The 16,747-nt window shown below is 65.1% G+C and carries 17 protein-coding genes; 8 read left to right on the top strand and 9 right to left on the bottom strand.

The features are described from left to right. Positions 1-16: 16 nt before the first annotated feature. The 4 genes from O6P39_RS16630 (at position 17) to nudC (ending at position 4,960) form a co-directional block, all read left to right on the top strand. On the top strand, positions 17-1,360 hold the full coding sequence (locus tag O6P39_RS16630; protein ID WP_275607600.1) for an amino acid permease: 1,344 nt from the start codon (positions 17-19) through the stop codon (positions 1,358-1,360). 235 nt (positions 1,361-1,595) lie between these two features. Further along, positions 1,596-2,408 (top strand): crotonase/enoyl-CoA hydratase family protein, encoded by an 813-nt coding sequence (locus tag O6P39_RS16625; RefSeq protein WP_275607599.1) that lies wholly within the window; start codon positions 1,596-1,598, stop codon positions 2,406-2,408. A 42-nt stretch (positions 2,409-2,450) separates the two neighbouring features. Beyond that, positions 2,451-4,124, top strand: a complete 1,674-nt coding sequence (locus tag O6P39_RS16620) for a ferrous iron transporter B (protein WP_275607598.1) — start codon at positions 2,451-2,453, stop codon at positions 4,122-4,124. Further along, complete coding sequence (nudC, locus tag O6P39_RS16615; RefSeq protein WP_275607597.1) at positions 4,124-4,960, top strand: NAD(+) diphosphatase; 837 nt, start codon at positions 4,124-4,126, stop codon at positions 4,958-4,960. The genes O6P39_RS16620 and nudC overlap by 1 nt, the downstream gene beginning before the upstream one ends. A 16-nt stretch (positions 4,961-4,976) precedes the next feature. Here the strand turns inward: nudC and O6P39_RS16610 are convergent, their stop codons facing one another. After that, positions 4,977-5,756 (bottom strand): TSUP family transporter, encoded by a 780-nt coding sequence (locus tag O6P39_RS16610; protein ID WP_275607596.1) that lies wholly within the window; start codon positions 5,754-5,756, stop codon positions 4,977-4,979. 159 nt (positions 5,757-5,915) lie between these two features. On the opposite strand from O6P39_RS16610, the gene O6P39_RS16605 reads away from it, so the two are divergent. Continuing rightward, entirely contained in the window at positions 5,916-6,560 is a 645-nt protein-coding gene (locus tag O6P39_RS16605; RefSeq protein ID WP_275607595.1) for a hypothetical protein, read from the top strand. A 140-nt stretch (positions 6,561-6,700) separates the two neighbouring features. Here the strand turns inward: O6P39_RS16605 and O6P39_RS16600 are convergent, their stop codons facing one another. From O6P39_RS16600 to O6P39_RS16585, 4 genes are all read right to left on the bottom strand, one after another. Further along, positions 6,701-7,468, bottom strand: a complete 768-nt coding sequence (locus O6P39_RS16600) for an SDR family oxidoreductase (protein ID WP_207885675.1) — start codon at positions 7,466-7,468, stop codon at positions 6,701-6,703. Positions 7,469-7,496: 28 nt separating this feature from the next. After that, entirely contained in the window at positions 7,497-8,564 is a 1,068-nt protein-coding gene (locus tag O6P39_RS16595) for a phosphotransferase family protein (protein ID WP_275607594.1), read from the bottom strand. A 292-nt stretch (positions 8,565-8,856) separates the two neighbouring features. Then, positions 8,857-9,168, bottom strand: a complete 312-nt coding sequence (locus O6P39_RS16590; RefSeq protein ID WP_152222698.1) for an SCP2 sterol-binding domain-containing protein — start codon at positions 9,166-9,168, stop codon at positions 8,857-8,859. 59 nt (positions 9,169-9,227) lie between these two features. Beyond that, positions 9,228-9,938, bottom strand: a complete 711-nt coding sequence (locus O6P39_RS16585) for a histidine phosphatase family protein (protein ID WP_275607593.1) — start codon at positions 9,936-9,938, stop codon at positions 9,228-9,230. Between the two features lie 211 nt (positions 9,939-10,149). Here O6P39_RS16585 and sohB point away from each other — a divergent pair, with 211 nt between their 5' ends. Further along, the gene (gene sohB / locus O6P39_RS16580) at positions 10,150-11,178 is read left to right on the top strand and encodes a protease SohB (protein WP_275607592.1); all 1,029 of its coding nucleotides are present in this window, start codon (positions 10,150-10,152) and stop codon (positions 11,176-11,178) included. Between the two features lie 53 nt (positions 11,179-11,231). Beyond that, a complete protein-coding gene (locus O6P39_RS16575; RefSeq protein WP_275607591.1) occupies positions 11,232-12,224 on the top strand; it encodes a YhdH/YhfP family quinone oxidoreductase in 993 nt (330 codons plus the stop codon). 21 nt (positions 12,225-12,245) lie between these two features. On the opposite strand, the gene O6P39_RS16570 is transcribed toward O6P39_RS16575, so the two are convergent. Together O6P39_RS16570 and O6P39_RS16565 are read right to left on the bottom strand one after the other, a co-directional pair. Next, complete coding sequence (locus tag O6P39_RS16570) at positions 12,246-13,100, bottom strand: alpha/beta fold hydrolase (RefSeq protein WP_275607590.1); 855 nt, start codon at positions 13,098-13,100, stop codon at positions 12,246-12,248. 10 nt (positions 13,101-13,110) lie between these two features. Continuing rightward, positions 13,111-13,548, bottom strand: coding sequence for a hotdog fold domain-containing protein (locus O6P39_RS16565; RefSeq protein WP_275607589.1), 438 nt, complete (start codon positions 13,546-13,548; stop codon positions 13,111-13,113). Positions 13,549-13,672: 124 nt separating this feature from the next. On the opposite strand from O6P39_RS16565, the gene O6P39_RS16560 reads away from it, so the two are divergent. After that, positions 13,673-14,251, top strand: coding sequence for a TetR/AcrR family transcriptional regulator (locus O6P39_RS16560; RefSeq protein ID WP_275607588.1), 579 nt, complete (start codon positions 13,673-13,675; stop codon positions 14,249-14,251). A 143-nt stretch (positions 14,252-14,394) separates the two neighbouring features. On the opposite strand, the gene O6P39_RS16555 is transcribed toward O6P39_RS16560, so the two are convergent. Together O6P39_RS16555 and O6P39_RS16550 are read right to left on the bottom strand one after the other, a co-directional pair. Beyond that, positions 14,395-14,898 (bottom strand): DUF934 domain-containing protein, encoded by a 504-nt coding sequence (locus tag O6P39_RS16555; protein ID WP_275607587.1) that lies wholly within the window; start codon positions 14,896-14,898, stop codon positions 14,395-14,397. Then, positions 14,882-16,540 (bottom strand): nitrite/sulfite reductase, encoded by a 1,659-nt coding sequence (locus O6P39_RS16550; protein WP_275607586.1) that lies wholly within the window; start codon positions 16,538-16,540, stop codon positions 14,882-14,884. The genes O6P39_RS16555 and O6P39_RS16550 overlap by 17 nt, the downstream gene beginning before the upstream one ends. Between the last annotated feature and the right edge of the window lie 207 nt (positions 16,541-16,747).

Raw genomic sequence — 16,747 nt, 5'->3', positions numbered from 1 at the left:
ACTTTAAGGAGTGCAGATGGCGGGAGCGAACAAGGGCAGCATGGGGTTCTGGAGTTGCACCGCGCTGGTGGTGGGCAACATGGTCGGCTCAGGGGTGTTCCTGCTGCCGTCGAGCCTCGCGGCGTATGGTGGGCTCAGCCTGTTCGGCTGGCTGGTGTCGACCACCGGGGCGGTCCTGCTGGCCTTCACCTTTGCCCGGCTGGCGCGCCTGAATCCCGGGGCCGGCGGTCCCTATGCCTATACCCGCGACGGCTTCGGCAGTTTCGCCGGCTATCTGTGCGCCTGGACCTACTGGAAGGCCGCCTGGATCGGCAACGCGGCCATCGCCGTGACACTGGTGGGCTACCTGCGGGTGTTCATCCCGGTGCTGGCCGACCCGCTGCTGATGGTCGCCACCGCCATTGGCGCCATCTGGCTGTGCACGCTGATCAACCTGCGCGGGATCACCGCGTTCGCGGTGGTGCAGAACCTGCTCACCGCGCTCAAGCTGATTCCGCTGCTGCTGGTGGGCATTCTCGGCTGGTTCCACTTCAATCCCGATTACCTGACCATTCCCGCGCCCAGCGAGCTGCCGAACATGGGCTACGCCCAGGCCATCGCCACCACGGCGGCGCTGACGCTCTGGTCGTTCATCGGCCTGGAGTCGGCCACCGTGCCGGCGGACGACGTGCGCGACCCGAAGAAGACCATTCCCCGCGCCACGCTGTTCGGCACGTTGGCGGCTGCGGCGGTGTACATCCTGTCGATCACCGCCGTGCAGGGGCTGATGCCGCCGGAAGTGCTGGCCAAGTCCACCTCGCCGTTCGCCGATGCCGCGCGCATTCTGCTGGGCGACTGGGGTTACTACCTGGTGGCGGCGGGTGCGGTGATCGCCTGCCTTGGCGCGCTCAACGGCTGGGTGCTGCTGCAGGGGCAGATCCCGGTGGCGCCGGCCCGCGACGGCCTGTTCCCGGAGTCCCTCGGCAAGCTCAACAAGAATGGCGCTCCGGCCAACGGCCTGCTGGCCTCGGGCCTGCTGGTCACCGCGCTGGTGATGGTCGACGGTCACGGCGAGCTGGTGGAGGTGTTCAACGTCATCATCCTGCTCGGCACCATGACCGGCGTCGTGCCCTATGCCTTCTGCACCGCGGCGCTGCTGCAACTGCTGGCGGTGAAGCCGGAGTCCTTCTCGCCGCGCTCGCGTCCGCAGGTGCTGGCGATCGGTTGCCTGGGCTTCCTCTACTCGCTGTGGGCGCTGTACGGCACCGGCGAGCAGGCGATCTTCTGGGGCTTCCTGGTGTTCATGGCCGGTATCCCGATGTACACCTGGCGGCAGTACCGCAACCGCGCCCAGGGGTTGCCGCTGGCGGTTGGCGACTGAATAGTCGCCTCCGGCACGATCCCGTCAGATCAAGTACTTGATGGCGGTTTTGCAAGCCAACTCGAGCCCGATGCCGTGGCCTGTGTCACAGACCACGGCATCGACTTTTGGTCTTGCCTTGTTATAGTGACGCGATTTCCGACATCTGTTTCCGACACTTACAAGAACAGTTGGCCCGGGCTCTTGCGGCGGCCAGCCGCCCCGGACGTGAAGCAGGGCATCCCGAGGACATCCCGTGACCGAGTACAAAGCATTCCGCGTCGAACTGGCGGACAAGATCGCCCATGTGCAGATCAATCGTCCGGAAAAACTCAATGCCATGAACGCCGACTTCTGGAAGGAGATCATCGAAATCTTCCAGTGGGCGGACGACACCGATGAAGTTCGCGTGGTGGTCCTGAGCGGCGCCGGCAAGCACTTCTCCGCCGGCATCGACCTCGCCCTGCTTGCCCAGGCTGCCAGCCACCTGGGCAAGGACGTAGGCCGCAATGCCCGCGCATTGCGCAAGACCATCCTTCAGCTGCAAGGCTCGTTCACCGCCGTGGACAAGTGCAGCAAGCCGGTGCTCGCCGCGATCCAGGGCTACTGCATCGGCGGCGCCATCGATCTGGTTTCGGCCTGCGACATGCGCTATTGCAGCAGCGATGCGCAGTTCTCCATCAAGGAAATCGACATGGGTATGGCCGCCGATGTCGGCACCCTGCAACGCCTGCCGCGCCTGATCGGCGACGGCATCATGCGCGAGCTGGCCTACACCGGCCGCAACGCCGACGCTGAGGAAGCCCGGCAGATCGGCCTGGTCAACAAGGTCTACGCCGACCACTCCGCGCTGATGGACGGGGTGATGGAGATCGCCCGGCAGATCGCCGCCAAGTCGCCGATCGCCATTCGCGGCACCAAGGAAATGATCAGCTACGCCCGTGACCATAGCGTCGAGGACGGCCTGGAATACATCGCCACCTGGAACGCCGCCATGCTGCAGTCCGCCGACCTGCAGGCCGCCATGATGGCGCACATGAGCAAGAAGACCCCCGAGTTCGCCGATTGATGCCCATCCACTCTTCTTGCGCGCAGGAGGCGCACTAGGCCGATGGTTACCGGAGCCACGTCCCTCAGTCTGGTTCGCGACGAATTGTTCGCCACGATGGAGGAGGCCGAGCAGAATCTCGAGCACTTCATCGCCGAGCGTCAGAACGGCAACCTGCTGCAACACTCGGTCGAGTGTCTGAGCCAGATTCGCGGCACCCTCAATCTGATCGAACTGGCCGGCGCCGAGCTGCTGGCCCAGGAAGCGCTGAACCTCGCCCACGACATTCCCGCCGGGGTCGGCGAGGATCGTGACGGCCAGTTGGCGGCGCTGGGCAACGCGCTCTACGTGCTGCGCCGCTACCTGGAGAACCTCGAGGCGCACCGCCAGGAAATCCCCGAGCTGCTGCTGCCGGCGATCAACGACGTGCGCCAGGCCGCCGGCCAGCCGACCTTGCCGGAAAGCTTCTTCTTCAGTGCGCGACTGGACCTGCCGCGCCCGCTGCGCGCGGTGACCGTGCCGCAGGTGGAGGATTCGGAGCGCGAGGTTCGCCGGCTGCGGCAGATGTACCAGGTCGGCCTGCTCGGGCTGATCCGCGAACAGAATCTCTACCCCAGCCTGAAGCTGATGAGCCGCGCCCTGGCCAAGCTCGACCTGCTGCTGGGCAGTGCCTCGCGCACCCGCCTGTGCTGGGTTGGCGCCGGTGCGCTGGAGGCGCTGGTGGATGCGCAGATGCTGCCGCGCAAGACGCGCAAGCAGGTCTTCGCCCGCTTGGACCGCGAGCTAAAGCAACTGATCGGCAATCCGCAATACGAAACGCCGCGCCAGATGCTCAAGGAACTGCTCTATCTCACCGCACTGGCCGACACCCGCGGCCCGCGTGCCAGCGAGCTGCGCCAGGTATTCGGCCTGACGCCGCTGCCGTTCACCGATCATCTGCTCGAAGATGAGTCGCAGCGCCTGTCCGGTCCCGGCCAGTCGGTGATGCGTTCGCTGTCGGCGGCGATCCGCGAGGAACTCACCGCGGTCAAGGACCAGCTCGACCTGATCGAGCGCGGCGTGTCCCAGGCCGATGCGCTGGGCATCCTGCATACCCAGCTGGGCAAGCTGGCCAAGACCCTGGGCATGGTCGGCCTGAACTCGGCGTCCATCGCCCTGCAGCACCAGCACACGGTGGTGGCGGGGTGGGTGAGCAAGGCCGCGGCCGATGACGCGGGCGCCCTCAACGCGCTGGCCGACACCTTGCTCTATGTCGAGAGCATGGCGGGGAACCTGGAGCGCGGCGAGCGCCCGAGCGCGCGTGCGGTGCCGCTGGGCGAGGATGAGTCCTTTGCCGTACACCAGCTGGCCGAGGCCCGCATCGTGGTGATCGACGAGGCCCAGGCCGGCCTTGCCTTGGCCAAGCGGGCGATTACCGCCTACCTCGAATCCAATGGCGACAAGCTGCACTTGGCCAACGTGCCCGTCAGCCTGCAGGCGGTGCGCGGCGGGCTCTGGTTCCTCGGCCAGGAGCGCGCGGCGCTGCTGGTCGGCGCCTGTGCCGACTATATTCAACAGCAGATGATCGAGACGACGCAGATGCCGTCCGAACAGATGCTGGAAACCCTGGCCGACGCACTGACCGGCCTTGAGTATTACCTGGAGGGTGGGGCCATGATGCGGCCGGAAGGACAACCCGACGTGCTGGACGTTGCCAGCGAGAGCGTCAAGGCGCTCGGCCTGACGGTGGCCGCCTGATGCGTACCGGACGTTGGGAGTCGGCGCTGTTCGAGGCGACAGCGCAAGGTGGCTGGGCGGTTGCCCATTGCCAGCAGCAATTCCTCGGCGACAGCAATGGCGTGCTGTTCCCCCGTGACTGGCTCAAACGTCAGGACCTGTCGGTGCTGTCCGAGCATGCTGTCGGCCACTTCGATGGCGAGCCGGTTTACCTTCTGGAAATCGACCGTCCCGACCCGCTGGAGGGCGCCAGCTGGATCGGCCTGCGCCAGTTCATGCTGGAAGGCGAGGAAGACATCTTCGCCATGCTCGGCTTCGCCAGCCAGATCGGTATCTGGTGGCGGCAGAATCGCTTCTGCGGCAGCTGCGGCCAGCCCAATCTGCGCATGCCCCGCGATCGCGCGATGCAGTGCGAGGCCTGCGGCATCCAGCGTTACCCGCTGCTGTCGCCGAGCATGATCGTGCTGGTGACCCGTGGCGATGAGCTGCTGCTGGCGCGTTCGCCGCGTTTCGTGCCCGGCGTGTACAGCACCCTGGCCGGCTTCGTCGAGCCCGGCGAGTCGGTCGAGCATTGCGTTGCCCGCGAGGTGCGCGAAGAGGTCGGGGTGGAGGTCACCAACATCCGCTACATCGGCAGCCAGCCCTGGCCGTTCCCTCATTCACTGATGTTCGGCTACCACGCCGAGTACGCCAGTGGCGAGATCGTCATGCAACCGGACGAGATCGAGGACGCGCGCTGGTTCCATATCGATGACCTGCCGCGTCTGCCGGCCGGGCGTTCCATCGCACGCTACCTGATCGAGCTGTACCTGGCGCGCCGCGCCGGTCGGCCCGATCCCGTCCTGCCCGGCGCCTGAGGTTTCAGGCGCCGCGTCACGCGGCGTTGAACCAGTGCTGCCAGGCCAGGCGCACGGTCAATGCCAACACCACCAGGATGAATACCGGGCGAATGAACCTGGCGCCGCCGCCAATCGCCGTGCGCGCGCCGAAGTAGGCGCCGATCATCAGGGCGCTGCCCATGCACAGGCCCATCACCCAGATCACCTGGCCGGAGGCGACGAACACCGCCAGGGCGAGGACGTTGCTGACGAAGTTCATGCTGCGCGCCACACCGCTGGCGCGCACCAGGTCCAACGGGTACATCAGCAGGGTGCTGACGGTCCAGAAGGCGCCGGTGCCGGGGCCGGCGACGCCGTCGTAGAAGCCCAGGCCCAGGCCTTGCGGCCACTGGCGGCCCTGGGCGATCTTCGGGTCGGCGTCCAGCGGTGCTTCCGGCGTCTTGCCGAACAGCAGGTACAGGCCGCAACCGAACACCACCACCGGCAGCATGCGGTTCAGCCATTCCGCCGGCATCAGGTGCGCGGCCCAGGCGCCCAGCGCGGCGCCGATGGCGGTGCCGATGATGCCGTTGCGCCATTGGCGCGGGTGGAACAGCTTGCGGCGGTAGAAGGTGTAGCTGGCGACGGCGGCGCCGAAGGTCGAACTCAGCTTGTTGGTGCCCAGCGCCAGGTGTGGCGGTACGCCGGCGGTGAGCAGGGCGGGGATGGTCAGCAGACCACCGCCGCCGGCGATGGCATCGATGAAGCCAGCGAGGAAGGCGACGCCGGCGAGGATGACGAGGGTAGTGGGGTCTACGACGAGTTCGAAGGGCATGGGATCGGCCTTGATCGGGGGGGGCTCGTGGCGCCACTCCCTTGTGAGGAGTGGGGGCAGGGAAACGTTAACGGGCCCGAAAGCTGCGACGGTCTGGCTGGCCGCGCAGGTACGCGGTGCGCATAATGCCGGCAATTCCACGTGTAAGGAAATCATTCGATGCAGTACGACGGTCTGGCCTGGGTCATTGCCTTCGTGGCGCTGTTGGCCCTGCTGGTGGCGGCTCGCATTCTGTTCGACCGTCACTGGTTTCTCGGCTGGCTGCGCGGCATGGCGGGCCTTGCGTTCATTGCGCTCGCCGCACTGGTAGGGCTGGTGGCCTGGGACTTGCGCAGCTACGACCCGCTGCCGCCGGAGCGTCCGTTGGCCACCCTCGGCTTCAAGCAGTTGAGCCCGCAGCATTTCGAGGTGACGGTGCTGGAAGGCGCCCAGGAGCGCCGCGTGGAGCTGGCCGGCGATCTCTGGCAGCTGGATGCGCGCGTGCTGGAGTGGAAAGGGCTGGCGCGGCTGATCGGCCTGGCGCCGGGGTATCGCCTGCAGGACCTCAGCGGTCGCTTCCTGGCGGTCGAACAGCAGGCGCAGGGGCGCAAGGTATCGCTGGTTGCGGACGCGTTTGGCATCGATCTCTGGCGCTGGCTGCGCGACGGCCAGCATGACCTGCTGACGTTCGTGCCCAGGGCAGGGCGGGTGAACTACCTGCCGATGGCCGACCAGGCGGTGTTCGCGGTGCGCTACGGACCGGGCGGGCTGACCGCCGAGCCGATGAACCCGGCGGCGAACCAAGCGCTGAAGGATTGGCAGTGACTGCTTTTCTGTAGGAGCGAGCTTGCTCGCGAGCCCGCTTCACACTGAAGCCCTCAGGTGCGGTTCGCGAGCAAGCTCGCTCCTACAAAGAGCAAAAAAGGGAGCCGATCGGCTCCCTTTTTTCGTGTCCGCGCTAACGCTTAAGCAAGGAAACCGCCGTCCACGTTCAGCGTCACACCGGTGGTGTAGCTGGACGCATCGCTGGCGAGGTAGAGCACGGCGCCGGCCATTTCGCTCGGGTCGGCCACGCGCTTGAGCGGGATGCGCTGCAGGGCGACGTTGCGGATGGCGTCGTTGCTCACCAGTGCCGAGGCGAACTTGGTGTCGGTCAGGCCCGGCAGCAGGGCGTTGCAGCGGATGCCGAACTGCGCGCACTCCTTGGCGAAGACCTTGGTCATGCTGATCACCGCGGCCTTGGTCACCGAGTAGATGCCCTGGAACTCGCCCGGAGTGACGCCGTTGACGGAGGCGACGTTGATGATGCTGCCGCCGCCGTTGGCCTTCATCAGCTTGCCGCCTTCGATGGACATGAAGTAGTAGCCGCGGATGTTCACGTCGACGGTCTTCTGGAAGGCCGACAGGTCGGTGTCCAGCACGTTGCAGAACTGCGGGTTGGTGGCGGCGTTGTTGACCAGGATATCCAGGCGGCCGAACTGCTCGCGGATCTGCGCGAAGACGCTCTGGATCTGCTCCATCTCGCCGATGTGGCAGGCAATCGCGGTGGCCTTGCCGCCCGCGGCGATGATCTCGTCGGCCACGGCCTGGCAGCCATCGATCTTGCGGCTGGAGACGATCACGTGGGCACCCTGCTGGGCCAGCAGCTTGGCGATGGCCTCGCCGATGCCGCGGCTGGCGCCGGAAACGAAGGCGATCTTGCCGTCGAGGTCGAACAGTTGGGTCTTGGACATGGGGTTCTCCTTGTTCTATGGCGCCGTGTTACAGGCGGGACTTGCCGATGACCTGCAGGCTCACCTGCTCCAGCAGCTTGTTGGCGTGGATGAAGGTGGCGAAGCGCTTGTCCTGGGTCTGGCCGTGGAAGAAGCGGTAGTAGATCTGCTGCATGATGCCGGCCAGGCGGAACAGGCCGTAGGTGTAGTAGTAGTCGAGGTTGTCGATCTGGATGCCGGCGCGCTCGGCGTAGTAGTCGGCGAACTGCTGGCGGGTCAGCATGCCCGGCTCGTGGCTGGGCTGGCGGCGCAGCATCTGCATTGGCTGCGGATCGTCGGCCTGGATCCAGTAGGCGAGGGTGTTGCCCAGGTCCATCAGCGGGTCGCCGATGGTGGTCATTTCCCAGTCGAGCACGCCGATGATCTGCATCGGGTTGTTCGGGTCGAGGATGACGTTGTCGAAGCGGTAGTCGTTGTGCACGATGCCCGGCTTGTGGTGGTCGGCCGGCATCTTCTCGCGCAGCCACACCTTCACCTGTTCCCAGGCCGGCGCGTCTGGGGTCAGGGATTTCTCGTAGCGATCGATCCAGCCGCCGATCTGACGCTGCACATAGCCCTCGGGCTTGCCTAGGTCGCCCAGGCCGCAGGCGTTGTAATCGACGTTGTGCAGGTCGACGAACTTGTCGATGAAGCTCTTGCACAGCGCGGTGGTCTTGTCGGCGTCGAGGTTCAGCTCCTTGGGCAGATCGCTGCGCAGGATGATGCCGTTGACCCGCTCCATGACGTAGAACTCGGCGCCGATCACTGATTCGTCGGTGCAGTAGACGTATGCCTTGGGGCAGTAGGGGAAACCGTCCTTGAGCTGGTTGAGGATGCGGTACTCGCGGCCCATGTCGTGGGCCGACTTGGCCTTCTTGCCGAAGGGCGGACGACGCAGGACCAGTTCCTGGTTGTCGTACTGGATCAGGTAGGTCAGGTTCGACGCGCCGCCGGGGAACTGGCTGACACGCGGCGCGCCCTGCAGACCCGGAATGTGGTCCTTGAGGTAGCCGTCGATCACGGCGGCATCGAGTTCTTCGCCTTCGCGGGAGCGGATGGTCTGGTCGGTCAACGACATGCTGGTCCCTTCTTCTACTGGTCTTCCCCGCGGGGCCCAAGGCACCGCGCGAGGTGGCGCGCAAGCCGGCGTCATGTTCCATCTGGATCAGACAGAGCAATGATGGCGCCGGATGATCATTGGCTAATCTAATGTCCGCCTCTACCCGTCACAAGCGCCGGTAGCCGTTATTGGCGTTCGTGTTGCACCCCGATCAGGCTGCCTGATTCGCAGGCCGTAGCAGGGTGCGGGCATAAAAAAACCGGAGCCTTGGGCTCCGGTTTTTCATGCTGCGCAGGCAGGTTCTCGCGGATCAGACCGGGAACAGTTCGCCCAGCTTCATCGCCAGCATCATGTCGCCTTCGGCGCGCAGCTTGCCGGCCATGAAGGCCTGCATGCCGTCGGTTTCGCCGCTGGTGATGCCCTTGAGGGTTTCGCTGTCCATGATCAGGGTGACGTTGGGGTTCTCGGCATCGCCCTGTACCACTTCGCAGGTACCGTCCTTGACCACCAGGTAGTGGTTGTCACCGTCTTCGATGTTGAACTGGAACACCAGGTCCAGGCCGGCGGCCGCGCTGGCGTTGAACTTGCTCTTCATGGTGGAAACGATGTCAGCAACGCTCATGGTTCTATTCCTTTTCTAGGTTTTCTCGCGCGACGGTCGAGGTCGCAATGGGCCGGTACTCAGCGATAGGTGATGAGTTCCGGCGCCTTCAACAATTCCAGATGCACGTGACTGTTGAAGGAAGCCAGGGCCACTTCGCTGCCGCGGAACTTCAGGCGGTTGAGCGAAGTGTTGACGATCTGCCAGTTGAGTTCGAAGGCGTTCAGCGGCGGGATGCCGGTCACCAGTTGCAGTATCGCGGTGATGGTGCCGCCGGAGGTGAACACGCCGATGCTGTCCTTGCCGCTGGCCGATTCCAGCAGGCGCTTGAGGCCGCCATGCACGGTGTCGACGAATTCGGCCCAGCTCACCAGGCCTTCCTTGTCGTGCTCGCCGGAGAGCCAGCGGTTGATCACCAGGGAAAACAGGCGCTGGAATTCGGCGCGGTGGTCGGCGGCGTTGCGCATGATGTGTAGCGCCTGCGGCTCGATTTCCAGCAAGTCCGGCAGGTGCGCGCGGATCACCGCGTCAGCTTCGAATTCGTTGAAGGCGGAGTCGATTTCCAGCGTGGGGATGGCGATGCCGGCATCGTTCAACCGACCCATCACCGCTTCGGCGGTATGGCGCTGGCGACGCAGGTCACCACTGACGCAGCGGTTGAAGTGCAGACCCAGGCTCGCCAGGTGCTCGCCGAGGACTTCGGCTTGGCGCACGCCGGTGGGCGAGAGCACGTCGTAGTCGTCGGCGCCGAACGAAGCCTGGCCATGTCGAATCAGATAGATGCTTCCCACGCGCAGTATCTCGGCAGGGCTGAAAGTTCCGGCGAGGTTATGAGGATCACCTGGGGCTGTCAACGAAAAAACATACGCTTGTTTGAATGCCATTCGCTGGACTGATGCAGCGTCTTGCCAGCGCTGGTGGCGCGCCTGCGGCGTGGGTATGCTTGCGGGATTCACATCGCTCGTCCTGCGGGCGAGACCAGTTTCGTAAAAGGGGAAGTGAGTGGAGTTTCTAGCGGATTACGCGGGTTTCCTGGCCAAGACCTTCACCGTGGTGGTGGCCATCGTCATCGTCCTGGTGGTGATCGCCGCGCTGCGCGGCCGTGGCCGCCGTGGCAGCGGCGGACACCTGGAGGTGCACAAGCTCAACGACTTCTACAAGGAACTGCGCGAGCGCTTGCAGCATAGCGTGCTGGAGAAGGCCAAGCTGAAGTCCCTGCGCAAATCCGAGGCGAAATCGGCGAAGGAAGCGAAAAAGAAGAAGGGCGGCGAGAAGAGCCGCGTCTACGTGCTGGACTTCGACGGCGACATCAAGGCCTCGGCCACCGAGCACCTGCGCCATGAAGTGACCGCGCTGCTGACCCTGGCCACCCCGCGTGATGAAGTGGTGCTGCGCCTGGAAAGCGGCGGCGGCATGGTCCACGGCTACGGCCTGGCCGCCTCGCAACTGGCGCGCATCCGCCAGGCCGGCGTGCCGCTGACCGTCTGCGTCGACAAGGTCGCGGCCAGTGGCGGCTACATGATGGCCTGCATCGGCGAGCGCATCCTTTCCGCGCCCTTCGCCATCCTCGGCTCCATCGGCGTCGTGGCGCAATTGCCCAACGTGCACCGCCTGTTGAAGAAGCACGACGTCGATTTCGAGGTGCTCACCGCCGGCGAATACAAGCGCACCCTGACCGTGTTTGGCGAGAACACGGAAAAGGGCCGCGAGAAGTTCCAGGAAGACCTGGAAACCACCCACGAGCTGTTCAAGCGCTTCGTCGTCCACTACCGCCCGCAGCTGGCCATCGATGAGATCGCCACTGGCGAGGTCTGGCTGGGCCAGGCGGCGCTGGGCAAGAAACTGGTGGACGAGCTCAAGACCAGTGACGAATACCTGGCCGAACGCGCCCGCGACGCGGATGTCTATCAGCTCAGCTATGTGCAGAAGAAGTCCATCCAGGAACGCTTCGGTGTCGGCGTCAGCGGCGTGATCGACCGCGTGCTGGTGACCTGGTGGGACCGTCTGGGGCGCAGCCGTTTCTGGCAATGATTCCGCCTGGCGCGGGACTGCGCCGGGCTTGATTTCGAAAGAGGAGGGTCGAGATGAGTGCATTCAAGGCGTTGTGGGTCACGGAAAGCGCACATGGTGTGTATGACCTGCAGGTGGCCGAGCGGCAGGTTTCCGATTTGCCGGCAGGTGAAGTGCTGGTGCGGGTGAAGTATTCCTCGCTGAACTACAAGGATGCGCTGTCCGCCAGCGGCAACCGTGGCGTCACCCGCAAGTACCCGCACACCCCCGGCATCGATGCCGCCGGCGTGGTGGAAGAGTCCTCGGTAGGTGAGTTCGCCGTCGGCGACGAGGTGATCGTCACCGGCTACGACCTGGGCATGAACACGCCGGGCGGCTTCGGCCAGTACATCCGCGTGCCCGCCGCCTGGCTGATCAAGCGCCCGCAGGGCCTGTCGCTGCGCGAAGCCATGATCCTCGGCACTGCCGGCCTGACCGCTGCGCTGTGCGTCGACAAGCTCGAACGTGCCGGTGTGACGCCGTCCTCCGGCCCCATCCTGGTCACTGGCGCCACCGGTGGCGTGGGCAGTATCGCGGTGATGCTGCTGGCGAAACTGGGCTACACCGTGGCCGCCGCCACCGGCAAGCTGGAGCAGGCCGAGCTGCTTAACCGCCTGGGCGCGCGGCAGATTCTCGACCGCGCCACCGTCTCCGATGGCGTCGACAAGCCGCTGCTGCGCGAACAGTGGGCTGGCGCCGTGGACACCGTGGGCGGCGACATCCTGTTCAACGTGGTCAAGTCGCTGCAGTACGGCGGCAGCGTCGCCTGCTGCGGTCTGACCGCCGGCGCCGCCTTCAAGGCCACCGTGCTGCCGTTCATCCTGCGCGGCGTGAACCTGCTGGGCGTGGACTCGGTTGAACTGCCACTGGTGGTCAAGGCTTCCATGTGGGACAAGCTGTCCCTGCAATGGAAGCTCGATAACCTCGAAGCGGCGGTCCGGGAGGTCAAGCTCGATGACCTGCCCGCTGCCATCCACCAGATTCTCGCCGGCAAGCTGGTTGGGCGGGTGCTGGTGAACCTCGACTGAGGCCCGCGCCGGGCCTGGGTGTCAGCCCAGGTCCGGCAGCAGGTAACCCGCCCACAGCGAATCGGCGAACTGGCTGCGGAAGAAGCCGAAGTGGCCGATGCGTTTCACGCCGATGTCCTGCGGGGCGATGCGTTTCACCGTCTTTGGCGCACCACGGTAGAAACCGTGCAGCGATTCGGTATTGCGCCCGGACATCATCTCGTCGTCGGTGAAGGAAATCGAGGTGATCGGTGTACGCACCGACGAATACGCCTCGCGCACTGCGCCACCTTCCGCGCCCACCGCATATTCCGGATTCAGGCACCAGCGCCGCCATTGCTCGATCACCCCGCGCGGCAGGTCGCCGACCACGCCCAGGCGCTTGCCTGGGAAGTAGCCCAGCAGCGGCGTGATGGTCGGCGCGAGGCAGTACCAGAGCAGCCAGGCCTTGTGCCGCAGCCCCTTGGTGTTTTCGCGCCAGTAGCCGCTGCCGGTGGCGATGGTGAAGGCGCGGTGGATACGTTCGGTGCCGCGCACGAAGGGCAGGATCTGCCCGCCGAGGCTGTGGCCGATCCAGTACACGGGCAGGTTGCCGGCGGCCTCCACTACGGCGTCGAGCATGGCGCTGCAGTCGTGGTTGCCCCAGGCCAGCACGTCTACGTCCAGGTCGCGCAGGTGTCCAGCGCGGGACTTGCCCATGCCGACATAGTCAAAGGTCACGGTGAGGTAGCCGCGCTCGGCCAGCCAGTTGGCGAAAGCGGTGTAGAAGCGCTGCTCGACGCCCATGGCGGGGACGATCAGCACCGCGCCCCGGGCTTGGCCGGTCGGGTAGTACCAGTGGCTGGAAAGGTTGTGGCCGTTGCCATTATCCAGGGAACGCGGGAGCGGGGTGATCATGGTTCGGTCCTCAGGCCTGGCTGACGTACATGGTGATGTCGGCGCGGAAGACCTTCTTGTCGCCGACGTAGGCGAGCACCGGAACGATGATGTCACCTTCCTGGTTCCAGTCGACTGCGCGGCCGTCGGCCACGGCGCGAACGTCGCCGTCCGCCTTGGCCAGGTATTCCACGGTCATGCCGCGGGGAATCCAGCGCCGGCCCTTGGGGATCGACACGTCGGTCATGGTCCCGGCGGCCAGTTCAGCAGCGTTGCACAGGGCTATGGCGTGCACGGTGCCGATGTGGTTGAGCACTTCGCGGCGCTTGGGGAAGGTCACTTCCGCGTAGCCGGGGCGCAGTTCGACGAACTGCGGGGCAATGCTGGCGAAGTAGGGGGCGACCTGGCCAATCATGGCGCTGAACTGCGCGGGGCCGGCCTGCTGGTACATTTGCATCATCTGACTCATGGCAACTCCGGGGCAAAGCGGATTGAAGATGGATGCGCGCCCAGGCAGTATACGAAGACTAGAAATTAATTCTAGAAAAATATTCTAGAATTCTGTTCGAGCGGTTTTTCTCCACAGGAACCCCATGGCCCGACCTTCCCGCAAAGATGAGATTCTCCAGGCTGCGCTGGCCTGCTTCAGCGAATTCGGCGTGGACGCCACCACCATCGAGATGATCCGCGATCGCTCCGGCGCCAGTATCGGCAGTCTCTACCACCATTACGGCAACAAGGAGCGGATCATCGGCGCGCTGTACCTCACGGGCGTTGGCCAATATGCGGCACTGCTCGACGCCGGATTGGAGGAGGGCATGAGCGCGGAGGCCTGCGTGAAGCTGTTCGTCACCTGCTACGTCGACTGGGTGGCGGCCAATCCGGACTGGGCGCGTTTCATCCTGCACAGCCGTGGCCGCGTTGAGGCGGGGGAGGTCGGCGAGGCGTTGCGTGAGGCCAACCGCCAGCAGGGCCGGCGCATTGCCGGAGTGCTCTCCGAACACCGCAAGGCCGGTGCCTTCAAGGAGCTTGCGCCGGAGCTGTTCAATTCGGTGGTGATCGGTCCGAGCCAGGACTATGCGCGCAACTGGCTGGCCGGGCGCACAAAGGTGGACCTGATCGAGTGCCGGGATCAGTTGGCGCAGATTGCCTGGGAGAGCGTGCGCGCTTAAGCGTGGCCTCCCTGTAGGAGCGAGCTTGCTCGCGAACAGATTTACCGGCGGCGCTGAAGCTGGGCGGGTTCGCGAGCAAGCTCGCTCCTACGAAGAGAAAAAGAAAAAGCCCCGCATTGCGGGGCTTTTTCATGTCAACCGGCTCAGGCGAGCTGGCGGCGACGGAACAGCGGTTGCGGCTGGGTCACCGAAGTCTGGTAGACCTCGGAGAAGTCCTCCAGGCTGGCCAGCGCGTCATGCGGATCGCGGTCGGCGCGGATGGCGTAGGCGTCGAAACCGCAGCTCTGCATGAAGAACAGCTGGTCACGCAGTACGTCGCCGATGGCGCGTACTTCGCCCTTGTAGCCGAAACGCTCGCGCAGCAGGCGCGCGGTGCTGAAGCCGCGGCCGTCGGTGAAGGCCGGGAAGTTCACGGCGATCACCTGGAACTTGTCCAGGTCTTCGGCGATGGCTTCCGGCTCTTCGTCCGCATCCAGCCACACGCCCAGGCCGCCGTCACGGCCGCGCAGGGCCGGGCCGTGTTCCAGCCACAGGTTCAGCGGGATGATCACGTCGTCGCAGTTGGGCACGGTCTCCAGGGTCGCGTCCTTGGGCAGCAGGTGCCAACGGTCGTCGACGACCTCGCGGTGCTTAATGATTCGCTGCATATACGCGCTCCTTGAAGGGGTCGATGCCGATGCGACGGTAGGTATCGAGGAAGCGTTCCTCTTCGGTGCGCTGTTCCACGTAGACCTTGATGATCTTCTCGATCACGTCGGCCATCTGCTCTTGGGCGAAGGACGGGCCGAGGATCTGCGCAAGGCTCGCTTCACGGCTGGCACTGCCGCCGAGGGAGACCTGGTAGAACTCCTCGCCCTTCTTGTCCACGCCGAGGATGCCGATGTGGCCCACGTGGTGGTGGCCGCAGGCATTCATGCAGCCGGAGATGTTCAGGTCGATGTCGCCGATGTCGAACAGGTAGTCCAGGTCATCGAAGCGACGCTGGATGGCTTCGGCCACCGGGATCGACTTGGCGTTGGCCAGGGAGCAGAAGTCGCCGCCCGGGCAGCAGATGAGGTCGGTCAGCAGGCCCACGTTGGGGGTAGCGAAACCGTTCTCGCGCAGTTCGCCCCAGAGGGTGAACAGCTGCGCCTGCTCGACGTCGGCGAGGATGATGTTCTGGTTATGGCTGTTGCGCACTTCGCCGAAGCTGTAGCGGTCGGCGAGGTCGGCGACCACGTCCAGCTGCTTGTCGGTGATGTCGCCAGGCGCCACGCCGGTGGGTTTGAGCGACAGGGTCACGGCGACGTAGCCAGGCTTCTTGTGGGCGAAGGTGTTGCGCTGGCGCCAGCGGGCAAAGCCGGGGTGTTCGGCGTCCAGCTGGGCGAGGGCGGCGTCCTGGTCTTCCAGGGCCTGGTAGGCCGGATCGACGAAGTGGGCGGCCACGCGCTGCAGTTCGGCGTCGGTCAGGGTGCTCGGGCCGTCCTTCAGGTTCGCCCATTCGGCGTCGACCTTCTGGGCGAAGACTTCCGGCGTCAGTGCCTTGACCAGGATCTTGATGCGCGCCTTGTACTTGTTGTCCCGGCGGCCATAGCGGTTGTACACGCGCAGGATGGCGTCCAGGTAGGACAACAGGTGCTGCCAGGGCAGGAATTCGTTGATGAAGCTGCCAACGATCGGGGTACGGCCCAGGCCGCCGCCGACGGAGACACGGAAGCCCAGCTCGCCGGCTTCGTTCTTCACCGCTTCCAGGCCGATGTCGTGCACCTCGATGGCGGCGCGGTCGCTCACGGCGCCGTTGACGGCGATCTTGAACTTGCGCGGCAGGTGGGCGAATTCGGGGTGGAAGGTCGACCACTGGCGGATGATCTCGCACCAGGGGCGCGGGTCCACGAGTTCGTCACGGGCGACGCCGGCGAACTGGTCGGTGGTGGTGTTGCGGATGCAGTTGCCGCTGGTCTGGATCGCGTGCATCTGCACGGTGGCCAGCTCGGCGAGGATTTCCGGCACGTCTTCCAGTTCCGGCCAGTTGTACTGGACGTTCTGGCGGGTGCTGATGTGTGCGTAGCCCTTGTCGTAGTCGCGGGCGATCTGCGCCAGCTTGCGAACCTGCCGGGAGGACAGCAGGCCGTAGGGCACGGCCACTCGCAGCATGGGTGCATAGCGCTGGATGTACAGGCCATTCTGCAGACGCAGCGGGCGGAATTCCTCGCCGGTCAGTTCACCTGCCAGGTACCGGCGGGTCTGATCGCGAAACTGCTTGACGCGATCTTCTACGATCCTTTGATCGTATTCGTCATATACGTACATGAATCATCCTGCTGTCAGGCTATAGCGCTCAGGCGTACTGCGTATCCCAGCGCGCACGGCAACGCGCTCCACGCGGAGTGGGCGCACGATACCAGTTAGGGAATATGCGTAAAAGTGATGTTTGAGTATATGGCGAGAACTTTTGGATCTATGCCGCGCCGGGCCTGAAAGATAGGCGGACTGGTGCCTCGGGCAGGGAGCGGGGGG

Source organism: Pseudomonas sp. PSE14 (assembly GCF_029203285.1).
Taxonomy (GTDB): Bacteria; Pseudomonadota; Gammaproteobacteria; order Pseudomonadales; family Pseudomonadaceae; genus Pseudomonas.
The sequence above is the reverse complement of the archived record's forward strand: the minus strand, read 5'-3'. Positions and strand labels throughout refer to the sequence as shown.

Coding starts and splice junctions, on each gene's coding strand:
- O6P39_RS16630 (WP_275607600.1), top strand. CDS start 17: ATGGCGGGAGCGAACAAGGGCAGCATGGGGTTCTGGAGTTGCACCGCG.
- O6P39_RS16620 (WP_275607598.1), top strand. CDS start 2,451: ATGGTTACCGGAGCCACGTCCCTCAGTCTGGTTCGCGACGAATTGTTC.
- nudC (WP_275607597.1), top strand. CDS start 4,124: ATGCGTACCGGACGTTGGGAGTCGGCGCTGTTCGAGGCGACAGCGCAA.
- O6P39_RS16610 (WP_275607596.1), bottom strand. CDS start 5,756: ATGCCCTTCGAACTCGTCGTAGACCCCACTACCCTCGTCATCCTCGCC.
- O6P39_RS16605 (WP_275607595.1), top strand. CDS start 5,916: ATGCAGTACGACGGTCTGGCCTGGGTCATTGCCTTCGTGGCGCTGTTG.
- O6P39_RS16600 (WP_207885675.1), bottom strand. CDS start 7,468: ATGTCCAAGACCCAACTGTTCGACCTCGACGGCAAGATCGCCTTCGTT.
- O6P39_RS16595 (WP_275607594.1), bottom strand. CDS start 8,564: ATGTCGTTGACCGACCAGACCATCCGCTCCCGCGAAGGCGAAGAACTC.
- O6P39_RS16590 (WP_152222698.1), bottom strand. CDS start 9,168: ATGAGCGTTGCTGACATCGTTTCCACCATGAAGAGCAAGTTCAACGCC.
- O6P39_RS16575 (WP_275607591.1), top strand. CDS start 11,232: ATGAGTGCATTCAAGGCGTTGTGGGTCACGGAAAGCGCACATGGTGTG.
- O6P39_RS16570 (WP_275607590.1), bottom strand. CDS start 13,100: ATGATCACCCCGCTCCCGCGTTCCCTGGATAATGGCAACGGCCACAAC.
- O6P39_RS16565 (WP_275607589.1), bottom strand. CDS start 13,548: ATGAGTCAGATGATGCAAATGTACCAGCAGGCCGGCCCCGCGCAGTTC.
- O6P39_RS16560 (WP_275607588.1), top strand. CDS start 13,673: ATGGCCCGACCTTCCCGCAAAGATGAGATTCTCCAGGCTGCGCTGGCC.
- O6P39_RS16555 (WP_275607587.1), bottom strand. CDS start 14,898: ATGCAGCGAATCATTAAGCACCGCGAGGTCGTCGACGACCGTTGGCAC.
- O6P39_RS16550 (WP_275607586.1), bottom strand. CDS start 16,540: ATGTACGTATATGACGAATACGATCAAAGGATCGTAGAAGATCGCGTC.